This window comes from Nocardia jiangsuensis, from assembly GCF_042650385.1.
Lineage (GTDB): Bacteria > Actinomycetota > Actinomycetes > Mycobacteriales > Mycobacteriaceae > Nocardia > Nocardia jiangsuensis.
In genome coordinates, this window is sequence record NZ_JBHSAX010000013.1 from 90,072 (window position 1) to 105,139 (window position 15,068).

Sequence of the window (15,068 nt, forward strand, 5' to 3'; positions counted from 1 at the left end):
GGGTTGTACCTTCAACCAGAGCGCGACGACAGCAGACCGGCGAGGAGGGGAACACAGGCGGTGACCGACCCACAGTGGCTCGACGATCTGGAGATGCGGGCGTGGCTCGGGTACGTGCGCACCCGGGATCTGGTCGCCGCGGCGGTGGGCCGGGACTCCACCAGGGAGTCGAACCTGACCTTCGCCGAGTACTCGGTCATGGCGTATCTGTCCCTCAGCGGTGAGTCGCTGACCTTCGCCGAACTCGCGGCGAAGCTGGAGTGGTCGCAGAGTCGGCTCTCGCACCAGATCACGCGGATGGAGCGGCGGGGGCTGGTCGCCCGTGAGCCGCTTCCGGACGATGCGCGGCGCACCGCCGCCCGGCTGACCCCGGATGGGATTCTGGCGCTTGCCGACGCGGCGCCGATGCACGTCGGCAGCGTGCGGCGGAACATGATCGACGTCCTCGACCGGGACCAGCTCGCCGCCCTCGCCGACATCTACGACACCCTCCTCGCGCATCACCGCCGCTCCGCGAATCCCTAGACTTCGGCGTGAGCGCTCGGCCGGACGGAGCTCCCGGTCCGCCGGACGCGGCGACGCACCGAGCAGCACCGCCGCGCGGACGCCGCGGTGCCACAGACCTCAGCTCGCGCCCGGGTCGAACTGCATGGCGCCGATGGCATTGCCGTTCGGGTCGGCGAAGAAGATCAGATGCCCGACGCCGGCGATGGTGAAGCGCTCCAGGACGATGGTGCCGCCCGCCTCCCGCACGGCGCGGGCGGTGGCGTCCACGTCATCCACCGCGAAGGTGCACTCCACCCCGCCGGGCTGCCCCTCGATCAGCGAACGACGCTGCTGCAGCGCGCCCTCGATGCCGCCGGCGCCGGTGCGGATCTTGTAGAACCCGGGCGGGCCCCAGGCGTCGAACTGCCAGCCGAGCACCTTCTCGTAGAAGGTCTTGGTGGCGGGTACGTCGTCCGCGTTGATCGCGAAATGCGCGAGGTTCACTGTCATGGGCCGATCGTCGCACCGCCATCCGGCGTCGCACCACGTAATCTTTGCCGGGAAATGTCGGAGAAACGACACCCGGACGAGCCGCTGCTGCGCGGGTACGCCGTCACTCACCCGAGCGGCCGCACCGCCCTGCCGGTGCACCCGGGATGGGATCGGCTGGTCTACACCGCCGCGGGGACGCTCTCGGTGCGGGCGGGCGCGCGGCTGTGGACGGTGCCCCCGCACCGAGCGCTCTGGCTGCCGGACGGGGTGCCCGCCGCCATGCGCAACCGCTACCCGGCCGCCGTGCGCGTGCTCTACTTCGCCGTCCGGCTCGGCGCCGCCGGGGCTGAGCCCGGCATCGTCATGCTCACCGGGTTCCCGCGCGAACTGCTGCTGCACGTGGTCCGGGTCTGCCCGCTGGACGATGCCGACCGCAGCCGCGCGGCGGTGCTCACCGTGCTGCTCGACCAGTTGCGCGAGCTGCCCGCCGCCGACCTCGCCCTGGCCGTGCCGCGCGATCCGGACACCGCCCGCGCCGCCGACCTGCTGCGCACCGAGCCCTGGCTCGCCACCGGCGCCGTCGCCGGGGCGGTCGGGCTGAGCGTCCGGACGCTGGAGCGCCGCTTCCGCGCCGAGACCGGCATGACGCTCGGCGCCTGGCGGCGGCGCGCTCGCATCCTGGACACCCTGGAGCCGCTGGCGGCGGGGGTGTCGGTGACGCGGGCCGCCGCGGACGCCGGGTACTCGACGCCGTCCGCCTTCGTCGCGGCCTTCACCCGCGAACTGGGCACACCGCCCGGGGGTTTCCTGCGGAGCGGTTGATCGAAGAAGACTGCACCGAGTGCGGAGTTCTTCGCGGGGTATCCGGTACGGAGCGGATCCTCCGCCGTGCGTCGGTCCGCGTCAGCGTACATCTGTAAACTGAAAACGATCGTTTCGGCCGCGCATGCATTTTGATCCGTGGTGGTATACCCCAGACATACTTTCCATGGTGGCGCCTCGACGAGCGGAGGTGTCCCGCGTTGTCGTACAACCCGCTGAGCGATATTCGCACCGCGACGGCAGGGTGGGTGTACGGTCGTGCACAGAAATGAGGGGCTGCCGATGGACCTGCTGAAGTGGAGCAAACGGCCGGCCGCGGACGTCGACGCGACGAGACCGCCGGTCAATATCGTGCGCGGATTGGTGGCGCGGGCCACCACACCGCTGCTCCCCGACGACTACCTGCGCCTGATCAACCCGCTCTGGACCGCGCGCGAGCTGCGCGGCAAGGTGGTCGACGTCGTGAAGGAGACCGCCGACTCGGCCACCGTCGTCATCCGGCCGGGCTGGGGCTTCCCCGCGACCTATCGCCCGGGCCAGTACATCGGTATCGGCCTGCAGATCGACGGTCGATGGCACTGGCGGTCGTATTCGCTGACCTCGATCGGCGACACCGTGGACAGGACGCTGTCGATCACCGTCAAGGCGAATCCCGACGGTTTCCTCTCGACGCACCTGGTCGACGGCGTGGAGCCCGGCACCATCATCCGGCTCGCCGCGCCGAAGGGCGACTTCCACCTGCCCGAACCGGTGCCGGGGAAGATCCTGTTCGTGACCGCGGGCAGCGGAATCACCCCGGTGATGGCGATGCTCCGCTCGCTCACGGCCCACGGTCACGCACCCGACATCCGGCACATCCACTCCGCGCCGACCCGCGAGAATGTCATCTTCCTGGACGAGATGCGGGCCCGCGCGGACGAAACCGACGGCTACGACCTGACCCTGCAGCTCACCCGCGAGATGGGCAATTTCGACGCCGCGCGCCTCGACGAGTGGGTGCCCGACTGGCGGGAGCGGGACTGCTGGGCGTGCGGGCCGCCCGCGCTGCTCGACGCCATGGAGGCGCAGTACGAGGCGGGCGGGCTCCGCCGGCGCCTGCACACCGAGCGGTTCACGATCGCCCGGACCGACCACGGGGGCGAGGGCGGGACGGTGCACTTCGCCGTTTCCGGCAAGAAGGCCGAGATCGACGGCGCGACAACGCTGCTCGAGGCCGGGGAGAACCTGGGCGTCGCCCTTCCGTTCGGCTGCCGGATGGGCATCTGCCAGACCTGCGTCGTCCCGCTGGCGGGGGGATACGCGCGCGACCTCCGCACCGGCGAGGAGCGGCGCGAAGGGGAACGAATTCAGACCTGCATCAGCACCGTGTCCGGAGAATGCACGCTCGACCTGTAGGAGGCTCGGTGGCCATCACCGATATCGACGTCTACGCGCACCTGACCGCCGAGGACATCGAGGCGCTCGGCGCCGAACTCGACGCCATCCGCCGCGATATCGAGGAGTCCCGCGGCGAGCGCGACGCCCGATACATCCACCGCACCATCGCCTTGCAACGGGCGCTGGCCGCCGGTGGGCGCGCGACACTCATGTTCAGCAATCGCAAGGCCGCGTGGCTGGCGGGAACCGCCATGCTCTCGGCCGCGAAGATCATCGAGAACATGGAGCTCGGGCACAACGTCATGCACGGGCAGTGGGATTGGATGAACGATCCGGAGATCCACTCCTCGTCGTGGGAATGGGACACCACCTGCCCCAGCGTGCAGTGGAAGCATTCGCACAATTTCGTGCACCACAAGTACACCAATATCGTCGGCATGGACGACGATGTGGGCTACGGAATCCTGCGGATCACCCGCGACCAGCGGTGGCTGTGGTGGAACGTCGGTAACCCCGTCTACAACCTGCTGCTGGCGACCTTCTTCGAATGGGGCGTGGCGCTGCACCACCTCGAGGTCGAGAAGATCCGGAAGAAGGAGAAGAGCTGGGGGCAGGTCTTCCGCGATCTGCGTGTCATCGGCACCAAGGTCGGCAAGCAGGCCGCGAAGGACTACCTGATCTTCCCCGCGCTGGCCGGGAAGAATTGGAAGACGACGCTCACCGCCGACGCCACCGCCAACATCATCCGGAACTACTGGGCGTACATGGTGATCTTCTGCGGCCACTTCCCGGACGGTGCCGAGAAATTCACCAGGCAGGAATTCGCCGACGAGGACCAGCCGCGCTGGTACCTCCGGCAGATGCTGGGCTCGGCGAACTTCCACGCGGGACCGCTCATGCGTTTCATGAGCGGCAACCTCAGCCATCAGATCGAACACCACCTCTTCCCGGACCTGCCCAGCAATCGGTACGAGGAGATCGGGGTGCGGGTCCGCGCCCTCTGCGACAAGTACGACCTCCCCTACACGACCGGGTCCATCGGCCACCAGTACCTGCAGACCTTCCGCACCATCGCCAAGCTCTCGGTGCCGAACGGCCTGCTGGCCGCCACCTCCGACGACGCGCCGGAGACCGCCTCCGAACTCCGCTTCGCCGTGCGGGAAGGTTTGTCGGACCACTTCGGAGTCGATCCCGTCACCGGCAAGCGCCGAGGACTGCGTACCGCGCTGCGCGAGCTGAACCGCGCCCCGATCCGATCGCGGGCGGCCGGCTGACCTTCCCAACGATTCAGTCCGTCGGCCGTTGCCGAGCAGCGTCAGCAAGCGCCGGATAGGTGACCACCGTCGCGGAGACGGAGTGGAAGTCGCCCGGACGACTTCGCACTCCGCCCGAAGCGGTGGGGGTCAGGAGGAGGCCGCGGCGTCCAGGGAGCGGGTCGGCGCGACCGGGGAGCCGAGGTCGCGGACGAATCCCTGGGGGACGACGATGTCGTCCCGGTCGAGGTCGTGGATGCTGGTCTTGCGCAGCCCGAGCAGCGCGGAGTCGATTCCGCCCTTCAGGATGTCCAGCACGTTCTCGACCCCGGCCTGGCCGTTCGCCGCCAGACCCCAGAGGTAGGCACGGCCGATGAGCACGGCGCGGGCGCCGAGCGCGACGGCCTTGACCACGTCGCTGCCACGGCGGATGCCGCCGTCCAGCAGGACCTCGATGTCGTCACCGACCGCGTCCGCGATGGCGGGCAGGGCGCGGATGGCGGCGGGGGTGCCGTCCAGGTTGTTGCCGCCGTGGTTGGAGACGGAGATGCCCGCGACCCCGGCGTCGACCGCGCGCTGCGCGTCGTCCACCCGGATAACGCCCTTGAGCAGCACCGGACCGTCCCAGTTGTCGACCACCCACTGCACATCGGCCCAGTCCGGCGGCGGGGTGCCCATCCACTCGCCGTAGGCGGCGAAGAAGCCGGGGGCCTTCGCGTCGCCGGTGACCAGGTTGGGCACGGTGAGGTCGGGAAGGGTGCCCGACTTCAGGTAGGTGGTGAGCCAGCGCGGCTTGATCACGGTCGCGGGCGCGAACTTGAGCATGGTGCGGAAGTCGAGCCCCTGCGGGATCTCCGGGCTCCCCCAGTCCCGCCCGTGCGAGAAGGACCAGTCGAGGGTGAGGATCAGCCCGACGGCTCCGGCCGCCTTCGCGCGGGCCATGCGGGCGAGGATGTCGTCCTTGGAGCCGCACCAGTACAGCTGGAAGAAGGTCGCGGGGTTGGCCGCGATCACCTCCTCGACGGGCTTGCTCGCGAACGAGCTGAGCCCCATCGCGATCCCCCGCGCGGCGGCGGCGCGGGCCACGGCGACCTCGCCGTCGGGGTGTACGGCCTGGACACCGGTCGGCGAGATGAGCACCGGCATGGAGACGCTCTGCCCGAGCACCGTTGTGGCCTGCGAGCGCTCGCCGATCGGCCCGGCCACGTGCGGGGCGAAGCCGAGCTCGGTGAAGGCCTTCTGGTTGTCCTCGATGGTCTGCCCCCGCTCGGAACCGGCGATCAGCGCGCCGTACACCGGCTTGGGCAGCCGCTTCTTCGCTCGCCGCTGGGCCTCGGCCACGGTCTCGAACCAGGGATTCATCGTCGGATCCTTTCCGGGGAGGGCGCCGGCCACCAGCGGCCGGCGCGCTCGATCAGGTCTGTCACTATCCGGTTCAGCAGGGCCGCGCCCTCGGCGGCGGTGGCGCCGGCGGGGTCGCCGAGTACGCCGTTGGCGCTGACCGCGCGCACTCCGCCGGACCGCAGCGCGGGGAGCAGGTCGCGCAGGGCCCGGGTCTCCCCCGGTTCGGCGCGGTCGCGCCGCACCCGCGCGGGGTCGAGCGCGAGTTGCAGCGAAGTCTCGCTGCGCCCGGCGTGCGCGTCGCCGGGGTACTGCGGCAGGAAGAACCGCACGTCACGGCCTTCGCTTCGAAGCAGCGAACCGGCCCGCTGCAACGGATCGCGATTGCCCCCGTGGCCGCTGACCAGCAGCACCCGGTCGACGGTGTCGGTGGCCGAACGACACAGCTCGACCAGCACCAGCTCCAGGGCCGCCTGCCCGATGGAGAGCGTTCCGGGAAACCCCGCGTGCTCCCCACTGGACCCGTACGGCAGCGCGGGCGCGACCAGCACGTCCGGCCGGGCGGCGGCCAACCCCGCGCACACCGCGACGGCGAGATCGGTGTCGGTCGAGAGCGGCAGGTGCGGGCCGTGCTGCTCGGTCGCCCCCAGGGGGACCGCGAGGATGGCCGAGCGGCCGAGCGCACCCACCTCAGGCCAGGTGAGCGCGGCCACTCGAGTGCCCACGCGACCCGGTGCTGTGAGTTCGGCCACGGTCGAAACATTATCGTCACCGACTGACAAAATCAAGCCTGCGATAATCGCCCGGTGACCGAGCAGGCGAACACCCGCACCCGCGGCAGGCCGCGCGGCACCAGCCGCCGCCAGCTCGAGCTCATCGCGCTCGAGCTGTTCACCGAGCGCGGCTTCGAGGACACCACGGTGGACCAGATCGCGGCCGCCGCCGGGATCAGCGAACGCACCTTCTTCCGCTACTTCCCGAGCAAGGGCGAGCTGCTCTGGTACCAGTTCGACGACGAGGTGGCGACGCTGCGCGGCCTCTTCGCCACGATCGCCGACGACGTTCCGATGATGACCGCGGTGCGCCGGGTGGTGGTCGCGGCGAATGCCTATCGCGCCGAGGACGTCCCGGAGCTGCGCACCAGGATGCACCTGCTGGCAACGGTTCCCGGGCTGGCGGCGACCGCGGGCGCGCACTACGACGCCTGGGAGCGGACGGTCAGCGAGTTCGCGGCGCGCAGGCTCGGCGGCGCACCGGACGAGCTCGTCCCGCTGGCGATCGGGCGGGCGACCCTGGCGACCGCGCGCGCCGCCTTCGACGCCTGGCTCGGCCGCGCCGACGGCGACCTCACGGTCTACCTGGATCGGGCGCTGGCCGCGCTGGCCGCCGGCTTCGCCGACCCCGCCCCGGCTGCCGCCGAGCTACCCGCAGGTTTGGGGGGCGGTCACGATGGGGTATGAGTAGGCTCGGTGCCGACCTGTCCGACCGGCAGAACTACCCCGTCCAACCGATGAGAAGGGGCCTGGAATTCCATGTCCGAGGTGTCCATGAGCCTTTCGGCGGATCCGCTCGTAGCGGGGCCGGTCGACAACCTGCTCCCCCAGCTCGTGGAGCACCTGCGGCAGAACCGCACCGCGCTGCGCGAGGAGTGGGCGCGCCGGATCACCGACGCGCAGCTGCTGACCGCGATGACGCCGGAGGAGATCTTCTCCGAGGCCACCTCGATCTACGACAACTACGTCGAGGTGCTGGAGACCGGTAGCGTCGAGGCGCTGCAGGCCTACGCCCGCGACCTCTCCGAGCGCATCATCCCCCGCGGCGTCGAGACCGACGAGGTCATCGGCATCGTGCTGCTGCTGCGAGATGTGCTGGCCCGCTCGCTGTTCGAGAAGTACCAGACGAACTTCGAACTGCTGAACCACGTCCTCGACGCCTACGAGCCCGCCGCCAACCGGATCGCCAGCACCGTGGCCATCTCCTTCGTGCAGGAGCGCGAGCGCGTCATCCGGCAGCAGCAGGAGGCCATCCGCGAGCTCTCCACCCCGGTGCTCCAGGTCCGCGAGCAGCTGCTCATCCTGCCGATCATCGGCGTGCTCGACTCCCAGCGCGCCCGCCAGCTCACCGAGCAGCTGCTGCGCGCCATCCGGGCCAACCGCGCCAAGGTCGTCGTCATCGACATCACCGGCGTCCCGAACATCGACTCCACCGTCGCCAACCACCTGGTGCAGACGGTCGACGCCTCCGGGCTGATGGGCGCCAACGTCATCATCACCGGGCTCTCCTCCGACATCGCGCTCACGCTGGTCACCATCGGGCTGGATCTGTCCAAGATGAACGCCGTCGGCGATCTGCAGGGCGGGATCGAGGAGGCGGAGCGGCTATTGGGCTACGAGGTCACCAGGGTGACGGACCGGCTCACCGAGCGCGACAGCCGCTGAGCGGGCGGGCGGGCAGATGCCGGTTCCGATTCTCAAACAGGGCACCTATCTGATCGCGTCGGTGCAGTCCGCGCTCACCGACGCCGACACCGAACGGCTGCAGGACGACCTGATGCGACAGGTCAGCAAATACCGGGCGACCGGCATCATCGTGGACGTCACCGCGATCGACATCATGGATTCGTTCGCCGCACGCTCGCTGCGTACCATCGCGCACATGACGCAGCTGCGGGGGGCCGAGACGGTGATCGTCGGGCTGCAGCCCGAGGTCGCGTTCGCCATGGTGCAGCTCGGGTTGACCTTCGAGGACATGCACACCGCGCTCGACCTCGAAGAGGGTCTCGCCTGGCTGAACACGAAAACCTCCCGGCGCCATCGAGACGGCCGTGACAGTGGCCGCTGAGAGCCACGTGATCCTGGTCAAGGTGTCCGGTGACATCGTGATCGCGCGACAGGCCGGCCGCGAGCTCGCGGCCGAGCTCGGCTTCTCGCTCACCGACCGCACGATGATCTCCACCGCCATCTCCGAGATCGCCCGCAACATCACCAGTTACGCGGGCACCGGCGAGGTCCGGCTGCTGGTCGACGAGCGCGAAGGCAGGCGCGCGCTCATCGTGCAGGCCGAGGACCAGGGGCCGGGCATCCGCGACATCACCAGGGCGCTGGAGGACGGCTACTCCACCGGCCGCGGGCTCGGGCTCGGGCTGCCCGGCGCGCGCAGGCTCATGGACCGGCTCACCATCGACTCGAATCCGGGGCAGGGCACCCTCATCGAGATGTGGAAGTGGGTGCCGGAGAATGTTTGACCACGGTTTCGTCGACCGGGTCGAGTGGGCGGTCGCCGGCCGGGCGCACCCCGGTCAGGAGACCTCCGGTGACCGCGGCGTCGTGCTCGACGCCGGGGGCGGCCGGGTGCTCTTCGGGGTGCTGGACGGGCTCGGGCACGGCCGCGGCGCCGCCGAGGCGGCGGACCGCGCGGCGCAGGTGCTGGCGGAGAACCGCTCCGAGCCGCTGGACGTGCTGCTGGTGCTGTGCCACCGGGCGATGTCGGACACCAGGGGCGCCGCGGTCTCGCTCGCCTCGTTCGGCGCGGACCAGTCGGTGCACTGGCTCGGGGTCGGCAATGTGGAGTCGCGGGTGCTGACCGCGGGCCCGGCGGGGATCGCGGTGCGCGCGACCATGCTGCTCACCGCGGGGATCGTCGGCTACCGGCTGCCGCCGACGCTGCAGCCGCAGAGCATCGCGGTGCGCCCGGGCGACCTGCTGCTGATGTCCACCGACGGCATCCTCGCCGAGTCCGACGGCGCGATCGACCTGGCCCGCTCCACCGCCGAGATCACCGCGGCCATCCTGGAGACCTACGCCAAGACCACCGACGACGCCCTCGTCCTCGCGGCGCGGCACCGCGGCGCCACCGACCCGGCGGCATGACGATGGACGCCGGAGAGCGAGCCGACGACGCCGGTGCGGTGCTCACCGCCTTCCTCGACGACTACGCGGCGGTGCTGCGCAGGCACCTGACCGCGCCGGAGCAGGGCGGGCTCGGCGAGGGGTACGAGCTGGGCAGGCGGGCCCTGGTCGAGCGGATCAGCCTGCTCGACCTCACCGAGAACCACTACCGGGTGGTGCAGGCCGCGCAGCGCTCGCCCGCGGCGCAGGACCAGCGGATCGCGGAGAACGCGCTGGAGTTCCTGCTGCAGACGCTGGCCGCGCTCGACATCGCCACCCGCGGCTACCTGGACGGCACCAAGGCCTACGAACAGCAGCGCACCCGCGCCGACGATCTGGCCGGGCGCGATGCCTTCCGCACCGCGCTGGTGGAGTCGCTGCAGGACGGCTTCTTCGTGGCCGAGGCGGACGGCACCATCGTCGAGGTGAACTCGGCGTTCGGCGCGCTCACCGGGTACGGCCCCGGCGACGTCCCGTTCGCGCTGCCGCACCCGTGGTCGCCGCCGAACACCCCGCGCTACCCGGACCTCGGCTCCGAATCGCTGCGCTGGGTGATGCCGGTGCAGCACCGCGACGGCCGCAAGGTCTGGCTCGCGGTGAGCACCAGCTCACTGGTGAAGCCGGAGAACGACGAGCGCATCTTCGTCGGGACCATCCGCGACGTCACCGCCGAGCACGACGCGCAGGCCCGCGACCAGGCCGCCTCCCGGCTGGCCACCGCGGTCGGCGCGGCCACCAGCGTCGCCGAGGTGCTCGCCGTCGGGCTGGACGAGCTGCGCCGCACCGCGGGCGCCGCCGCGGCCGTCGTCGCGGTCTGGCCCGCGCGCACCGCGGAGCCGGAGATCTACACCTCCGGCCCGGACCGCCCGGACGAGGACGAGTTCGCCGACGTCCCGGCGCGCGCGGTCCCGGACGGGCCGGACCCGGCCACCAGGGCGCTGCTGGAGCGGGCGCGGCGCCGCTCGCCGCGCTCGCTGCAGGTGCTGCCGGACGGCCTGGACAGCGCCGCGGGCATCGTCGCCCCGCTCGGCGAGACCGGTGACGCCGCGCTCTGGCTGCGCTTCGCCGCCCCGCGCGCGGTGGCCGCCGCCGACCGCACGCTCTTCTCGCTGCTCATCGGGCACCTGAGCCTGGCGATGCAGCGGGCCCGCAACTTCGACCAGGCCCGCGCCACCTCGCTCACGCTGCAGCGGGCCATGCTCGGCCCGATCGAGCTGCCGCCGCGCTTCTCGGTGCACTACGAGCCTGCGCTGCCGCCGCTGGAGATCGGCGGCGACTGGTACGACGTGGTGCCGCTGCGCGACGGCACCATCGGCGTCGTCGTCGGCGACTGCGTCGGCCGCGGCCTCTCCGCCGCGGTGGTGATGGGCCAGCTGCGCACGGCCGCGCGGGCGCTGCTGCTGCGCGGAGCGGGTCCGGCACAGCTGCTGGCCGAGCTGGACGCGGTGGCGGCGCGGATTCCCGGCGCCATGTGCACCACGGTCTGCGCGGCGGTGCTCGACCCGGTGCGCGGTGTCGTCCGGTACAGCAGCGCCGGGCACATGCCGCCGATCCTGGCCGATGTCGGCGAGGTCGGGCGGCTGCTGGAGGGCGGGCGCGCGGTGCCGCTGGCCACCTTCGACACGCCGCGCAGGCCGGAGGCGAGCACCGCGCTGCCGCCCGGCGCCACGCTGGTGCTCTTCACCGACGGTCTGGTGGAGCGCAGGGGCGTCGACATCGACGACAGCTTCGCGCAGATCGCCGACGTGCTGGCCGGGACGCCGGGGCGGCTGCCGCGCGAGGTCGCGGACGCGGTGCTGAGCAGGCTGCGCCCGGCCGCCGGGTACGACGACGACGTCGCCATGGTGGTCTACCGGCAGCCGCCCGCCCCGCTGCTGCTCGACGTACCCGCCGCCGCCGAGCAGCTCACGGTGCTGCGCCGCACGCTCAAGGCGTGGTTCGCCGCCGCCGCGGTGCCGCACGACCTGGCCGCCGACCTGGTCGCCGCCGCCAACGAGGCCTGCAGCAACAGCGTCGAGCACGCCTACCTGCACAAACGTCCCGGACGGGTGGTGCTCTCCGCCGAGTGCGACACCGAGACCGTGGTGATCGTGGTCCGCGACGACGGCGACTGGAAGCCGCGCGCCGCCGACCCCGGCTACCGCGGCCGCGGCATCGAGATGATGAAGGCGCTCACCGAGGACGTGGAGATCGAGCACACCGAGGAGGGGACGCGGGTGCGCATGTGGGTCACGCTGCCCGCCATCACCTTCCCCACCGCGAACCCGATCCGCAGCGCCGGTCAGCCCGCGTAGCGGGCGTCGAGCACCGCCGGGTCGGCCGGGGCCGGGTGGGCCGTCTCCCCGCTCAGCGGGATGTGCGAATGCTCCACGGAGAACAGCGATTCGAAACCGCGCTCTTCGAGCGTCCGCCCCGGTTCGAGCGGGCCGATCCCCCGTCGGTCAGGAAGGAGTTGATCCCGATCTTCGTACCGATGCGGAACGGCCGCCCGCGCGGGGAGATTCCGTTTCGGGCGCGCTGCGCGAGACCCTTGCCCGGCTACCGCCCGGGGCGCCCGTCCTCGCGGGCGACAGCACGCTCACCGCTGCTGAACACCGGCAGCGGAACGGCGGTCTCGGGGGCCGTGCCGGTGGCGACTACGGCCTCGACATGGCTGAAGAGCGGGGCCTGATCGATATTGCTCACGACGGACTCCTTCGGGCGAAACAGGGCGATCGGGCACAGCATTACCCAACCCGCCGACACTATTCTCCCACGACGGGCCCCTTTTCCGCGCGCGGAATCGTCCGGAGTGCGCTCAGTAGTGCGAGGCCCCGCCGTCGATCGAGAGCGGGATCGAGGTGATGTACTTCGATTCGTCGCTGACCAGGAAGAGCACTGCATCGGCGATCTCCTCGGCGGTGGCGGCCCAGCGCGGCAGGAACGGGGTGCCCATGTTCCCGAGCAGCGGATTCGTCTCGCCGGCGGCGGCGATGGCGGCCTGCATGTTGCCCGAGCCCATCGGCGTGTTCACCCCGCCCGGGTGCACCGAGTTGACCCGGATCTCGTGCTTGCCGAGCTCGGCGGCGAAGGCGCGGGCCATGCCGGTGACGGCGTGCTTGCTCGCGGTGTAGTGCACCATGAACGGCTGCATCTTGACCCCGGCGTAGGAGCTGATCAGCGCGATCGAGCCGCCGCGGCCACCCGCGATCAGGTGCGGGGCGGTGACGGTGACGGTGTTCCAGACGCCGACCACGTTGGTGTCGATGACGTCGCGGAACTCCTGCGGGCTGATGGCGTCCCAGGCGTTCGGGATGCAGATGCCCGCGTTGGCGATCACGATGTCGAGCCTGCCCAGCTCGGCGACCCCGGCGTCGGTGGCGGCGCGCAGGGCGTCGATGTCGCGGACGTCGGCGATGCTCGCGACGATCCGCCCGCCCGCCTTCTCGACCAGGCGGACGGTCTCGTCCAGGTCGTCGGGGGTCGGCGAGTCGTAGGGCACGCCGGGCAGCGGGCCGGCGAGGTCGACGGCGATGACGGCAGCGCCCTCCTCGGCGAGGCGCACGGCGTGCGCCCGGCCCTGTCCGCGCGCCGCGCCGGTGATCAGCGCGACCTTGCCTGCTACACGTCCGGTCATGGGGGTCCTCTCAGAGATGGATGAGCGTGGGGTCCGGGGCGAAGCCGCCGGGAGCGGTGACGGGGGCGGCGAGCAGGCCGGCCGCGGCGTCGGTGAGGAAGCAGCCGAGCGCGGCGGAGTCGGGTTCCCGCTCGCCCGCCGCCACCTCGGCCTCGTAGGCGGCGCAGACCTCGAAGACCATCCCGGTGAGCATCCAGCCGCGGCCGTTCAGCACCGGCTGATCCACGTGGCGCAGCCGCTCCCCGGTGGCGGCCATGATGGCGGCGGTGGCGGATGTCCCGGCGACCGGGCGCTCCAGCAGCGCCGCGGTGGACGGGGTCGCGCGCACCTGGTTCAGGAAGCGGGCACGCCAGCAGGGCGCAGGCCGGTCGAGCAGGCTGCGGACCGCGGGCAGCACCAGGCAGCGCAGCAGCTCGACCAGCGTCGGATCGGGGCCGAGCGCGGCGAGCATCTCCGCGCGTGACGGCTCGGCCTGCTCGGTGTAGCGGTCGAGCATGGCGGCGATCAGGCCGTCCCGGTCGCCGAAGTGGTAGGCGACCGCAGAGTGGTTGGCATGGCCCGCGCGCTCGGCGATGCGCCGGTTGGACACCTGGTCGATGCCGTCCCGGCCGTACAGCTCCTCGGCGGCGTCCATCAGCGCGCCGCGGGCCACCTCGCTCTGCCGTGCCATCTCGCTCCGATCGTTCGTCCGCGAGATTAAGTCAGCTGGCGTAATTTGTCGACCATCGCCGTGCGAGCCCCGGCGCGATATTGTCATGCCGAGTGGCTATCAGCGACGGAAGGACCGACATGTACGGCTCACGCGACGCGGCGCTCTTCCTGGCCCGCCTGATCCTCGGCTTCATCTTCGTCATGCACGGCTGGCAGAAGCTGCACACGAACGGAATCTCCAACGTGGAGAAGGGGTTCGATGCCATGGGGATCCCCGCGCCGGGGATCGCCGCGCAGTACTCCACCTGGGTCGAACTCCTCGGCGGGATCTTCCTGATCATCGGCCTGCTGCTGCCGATCGTCTCGCTGCTGCTCATCCTGAACATGCTCGGCGCCATCTGGTACGCGCACTGGGACAGCGGCTTCTGGAACAGCGACGGGGGCTACGAGCTCCCGCTCGCCCTGATCGCCGGGCTGCTCGCGGTGGGGCTCTCGCACGCGGGCCGGGCCGCCGCCGATCACTACATCATGCGCAGGCGCGGGGTCAGGGTCGACTGAGGCGCGGCGGTGGCCGTTCGACGGGCGGCCACCGCCGGATCGCCCCACCAAGGGTGGGGATTCGCAACCCCTCGGAGGTGCACACACACTCGCTGGGGTCATATCGGGACGGCCGCCGCGGGCGGAGTATTCGAGGTACCCCTCGTACACCCGATCCGAAGGACCCCCTCATGCCTTCCACCGCGCCCCGGCACCCCGCCGACCGGAACACCGTCGTCGTCTCCGGCCCCGATACCGACCTGACCGCCGAAGAGCTGCACCGCTGGTCCAACCGGCTGGCCCGGATGCTGCTCGGGATGGGGGCGAAGGCGGGTGCGGTGATCGCCATCGCCATCGATTCCCCGGTCGAGGCCGCCGTGGCCGAGCGCGCGATCGCCAAGGTGCGCGGGATTCCGCTGCCGGTCGGGGACGGCGTGCTGCCCGCGGGCACCGCGCTCGGGATCACCCATCGGGCGCGCCGGACGACGCTCACCGACGACGTGCACTGGCTGATCCTGGACGAGCCGTCCACGCTGCGCCGCTACCTGGTCGGGTCGGATTCCACGATCACCGTGGCCGACCGCTCCGCCTGAACCCGCTCGCACT

The 15,068-nt window shown here is 71.3% G+C and carries 18 protein-coding genes; 12 read left to right on the plus strand and 6 right to left on the minus strand.

The features are described 5' to 3' along the window. Positions 1-60 precede the first annotated feature (60 nt). Positions 61-525 carry a MarR family winged helix-turn-helix transcriptional regulator gene (locus ACFO0B_RS12020; RefSeq protein ID WP_378612476.1) on the plus strand — a complete coding sequence of 155 codons (465 nt, stop codon included), beginning with the start codon at positions 61-63 and terminating at the stop codon, positions 523-525. 99 nt (positions 526-624) lie between these two features. On the opposite strand, the gene ACFO0B_RS12025 is transcribed toward ACFO0B_RS12020, so the two are convergent. Next, positions 625-996 carry a VOC family protein gene (locus ACFO0B_RS12025; protein ID WP_378612477.1) on the minus strand — a complete coding sequence of 124 codons (372 nt, stop codon included), beginning with the start codon at positions 994-996 and terminating at the stop codon, positions 625-627. 54 nt (positions 997-1,050) lie between these two features. Between ACFO0B_RS12025 and ACFO0B_RS12030 the strand changes: the two genes are divergently transcribed. The 3 genes from ACFO0B_RS12030 to ACFO0B_RS12040 all read left to right on the plus strand — a co-directional run bounded on the left by ACFO0B_RS12030 (position 1,051) and on the right by ACFO0B_RS12040 (position 4,451). Continuing rightward, on the plus strand, positions 1,051-1,800 hold the full coding sequence (locus ACFO0B_RS12030; protein ID WP_378612478.1) for a helix-turn-helix domain-containing protein: 750 nt from the start codon (positions 1,051-1,053) through the stop codon (positions 1,798-1,800). Positions 1,801-2,082: 282 nt separating this feature from the next. Then, positions 2,083-3,195: a ferredoxin reductase gene (locus ACFO0B_RS12035; protein ID WP_378612479.1), complete on the plus strand. Its 1,113-nt coding sequence runs from the start codon at positions 2,083-2,085 to the stop codon at positions 3,193-3,195. Between the two features lie 8 nt (positions 3,196-3,203). Continuing rightward, positions 3,204-4,451: a fatty acid desaturase family protein gene (locus ACFO0B_RS12040; protein WP_378612480.1), complete on the plus strand. Its 1,248-nt coding sequence runs from the start codon at positions 3,204-3,206 to the stop codon at positions 4,449-4,451. Positions 4,452-4,580: 129 nt separating this feature from the next. On the opposite strand, the gene mftD is transcribed toward ACFO0B_RS12040, so the two are convergent. Both mftD and mftE read right to left on the minus strand, forming a co-directional pair. Then, the gene (gene mftD / locus ACFO0B_RS12045) at positions 4,581-5,792 is read right to left on the minus strand and encodes a pre-mycofactocin synthase MftD (protein WP_378612481.1); all 1,212 of its coding nucleotides are present in this window, start codon (positions 5,790-5,792) and stop codon (positions 4,581-4,583) included. Further along, complete coding sequence (mftE, locus tag ACFO0B_RS12050; RefSeq protein WP_378612482.1) at positions 5,789-6,496, minus strand: mycofactocin biosynthesis peptidyl-dipeptidase MftE; 708 nt, start codon at positions 6,494-6,496, stop codon at positions 5,789-5,791. The genes mftD and mftE overlap by 4 nt, the downstream gene beginning before the upstream one ends. 81 nt (positions 6,497-6,577) lie before the next feature. Here mftE and mftR point away from each other — a divergent pair, with 81 nt between their 5' ends. The 6 genes from mftR to ACFO0B_RS12080 all read left to right on the plus strand — a co-directional run bounded on the left by mftR (position 6,578) and on the right by ACFO0B_RS12080 (position 11,952). After that, a complete protein-coding gene (gene mftR / locus ACFO0B_RS12055) occupies positions 6,578-7,231 on the plus strand; it encodes a mycofactocin system transcriptional regulator (protein ID WP_378612483.1) in 654 nt (217 codons plus the stop codon). Positions 7,232-7,303: 72 nt separating this feature from the next. Beyond that, a complete protein-coding gene (locus ACFO0B_RS12060) occupies positions 7,304-8,209 on the plus strand; it encodes an STAS domain-containing protein (protein WP_378612484.1) in 906 nt (301 codons plus the stop codon). 16 nt (positions 8,210-8,225) lie between these two features. Beyond that, a complete protein-coding gene (locus tag ACFO0B_RS12065; protein ID WP_378612485.1) occupies positions 8,226-8,612 on the plus strand; it encodes an STAS domain-containing protein in 387 nt (128 codons plus the stop codon). Continuing rightward, complete coding sequence (locus ACFO0B_RS12070; protein WP_378612866.1) at positions 8,602-9,015, plus strand: ATP-binding protein; 414 nt, start codon at positions 8,602-8,604, stop codon at positions 9,013-9,015. Before ACFO0B_RS12065 ends, ACFO0B_RS12070 begins: the two co-directional genes overlap by 11 nt. Next, positions 9,008-9,640 carry a SpoIIE family protein phosphatase gene (locus tag ACFO0B_RS12075; protein ID WP_378612486.1) on the plus strand — a complete coding sequence of 211 codons (633 nt, stop codon included), beginning with the start codon at positions 9,008-9,010 and terminating at the stop codon, positions 9,638-9,640. The genes ACFO0B_RS12070 and ACFO0B_RS12075 overlap by 8 nt, the downstream gene beginning before the upstream one ends. Continuing rightward, on the plus strand, positions 9,637-11,952 hold the full coding sequence (locus ACFO0B_RS12080) for a SpoIIE family protein phosphatase (RefSeq protein ID WP_378612487.1): 2,316 nt from the start codon (positions 9,637-9,639) through the stop codon (positions 11,950-11,952). The genes ACFO0B_RS12075 and ACFO0B_RS12080 overlap by 4 nt, the downstream gene beginning before the upstream one ends. A 244-nt stretch (positions 11,953-12,196) precedes the next feature. Here the strand turns inward: ACFO0B_RS12080 and ACFO0B_RS12085 are convergent, their stop codons facing one another. From ACFO0B_RS12085 to ACFO0B_RS12095, 3 genes are all read right to left on the minus strand, one after another. After that, positions 12,197-12,343, minus strand: coding sequence for a hypothetical protein (locus ACFO0B_RS12085; protein ID WP_378612488.1), 147 nt, complete (start codon positions 12,341-12,343; stop codon positions 12,197-12,199). 112 nt (positions 12,344-12,455) lie between these two features. Further along, positions 12,456-13,274, minus strand: coding sequence for a mycofactocin-coupled SDR family oxidoreductase (locus ACFO0B_RS12090; RefSeq protein ID WP_378612489.1), 819 nt, complete (start codon positions 13,272-13,274; stop codon positions 12,456-12,458). A gap of 10 nt (positions 13,275-13,284) precedes the next feature. Next, positions 13,285-13,944, minus strand: a complete 660-nt coding sequence (locus ACFO0B_RS12095; protein ID WP_378612490.1) for a TetR/AcrR family transcriptional regulator — start codon at positions 13,942-13,944, stop codon at positions 13,285-13,287. A gap of 119 nt (positions 13,945-14,063) precedes the next feature. Between ACFO0B_RS12095 and ACFO0B_RS12100 the strand changes: the two genes are divergently transcribed. Beyond that, positions 14,064-14,483, plus strand: coding sequence for a DoxX family protein (locus ACFO0B_RS12100; RefSeq protein WP_378612867.1), 420 nt, complete (start codon positions 14,064-14,066; stop codon positions 14,481-14,483). A gap of 170 nt (positions 14,484-14,653) precedes the next feature. Continuing rightward, positions 14,654-15,055, plus strand: a complete 402-nt coding sequence (locus tag ACFO0B_RS12105; protein ID WP_378612491.1) for an AMP-binding protein — start codon at positions 14,654-14,656, stop codon at positions 15,053-15,055. Positions 15,056-15,068: the final 13 nt, after the last annotated feature.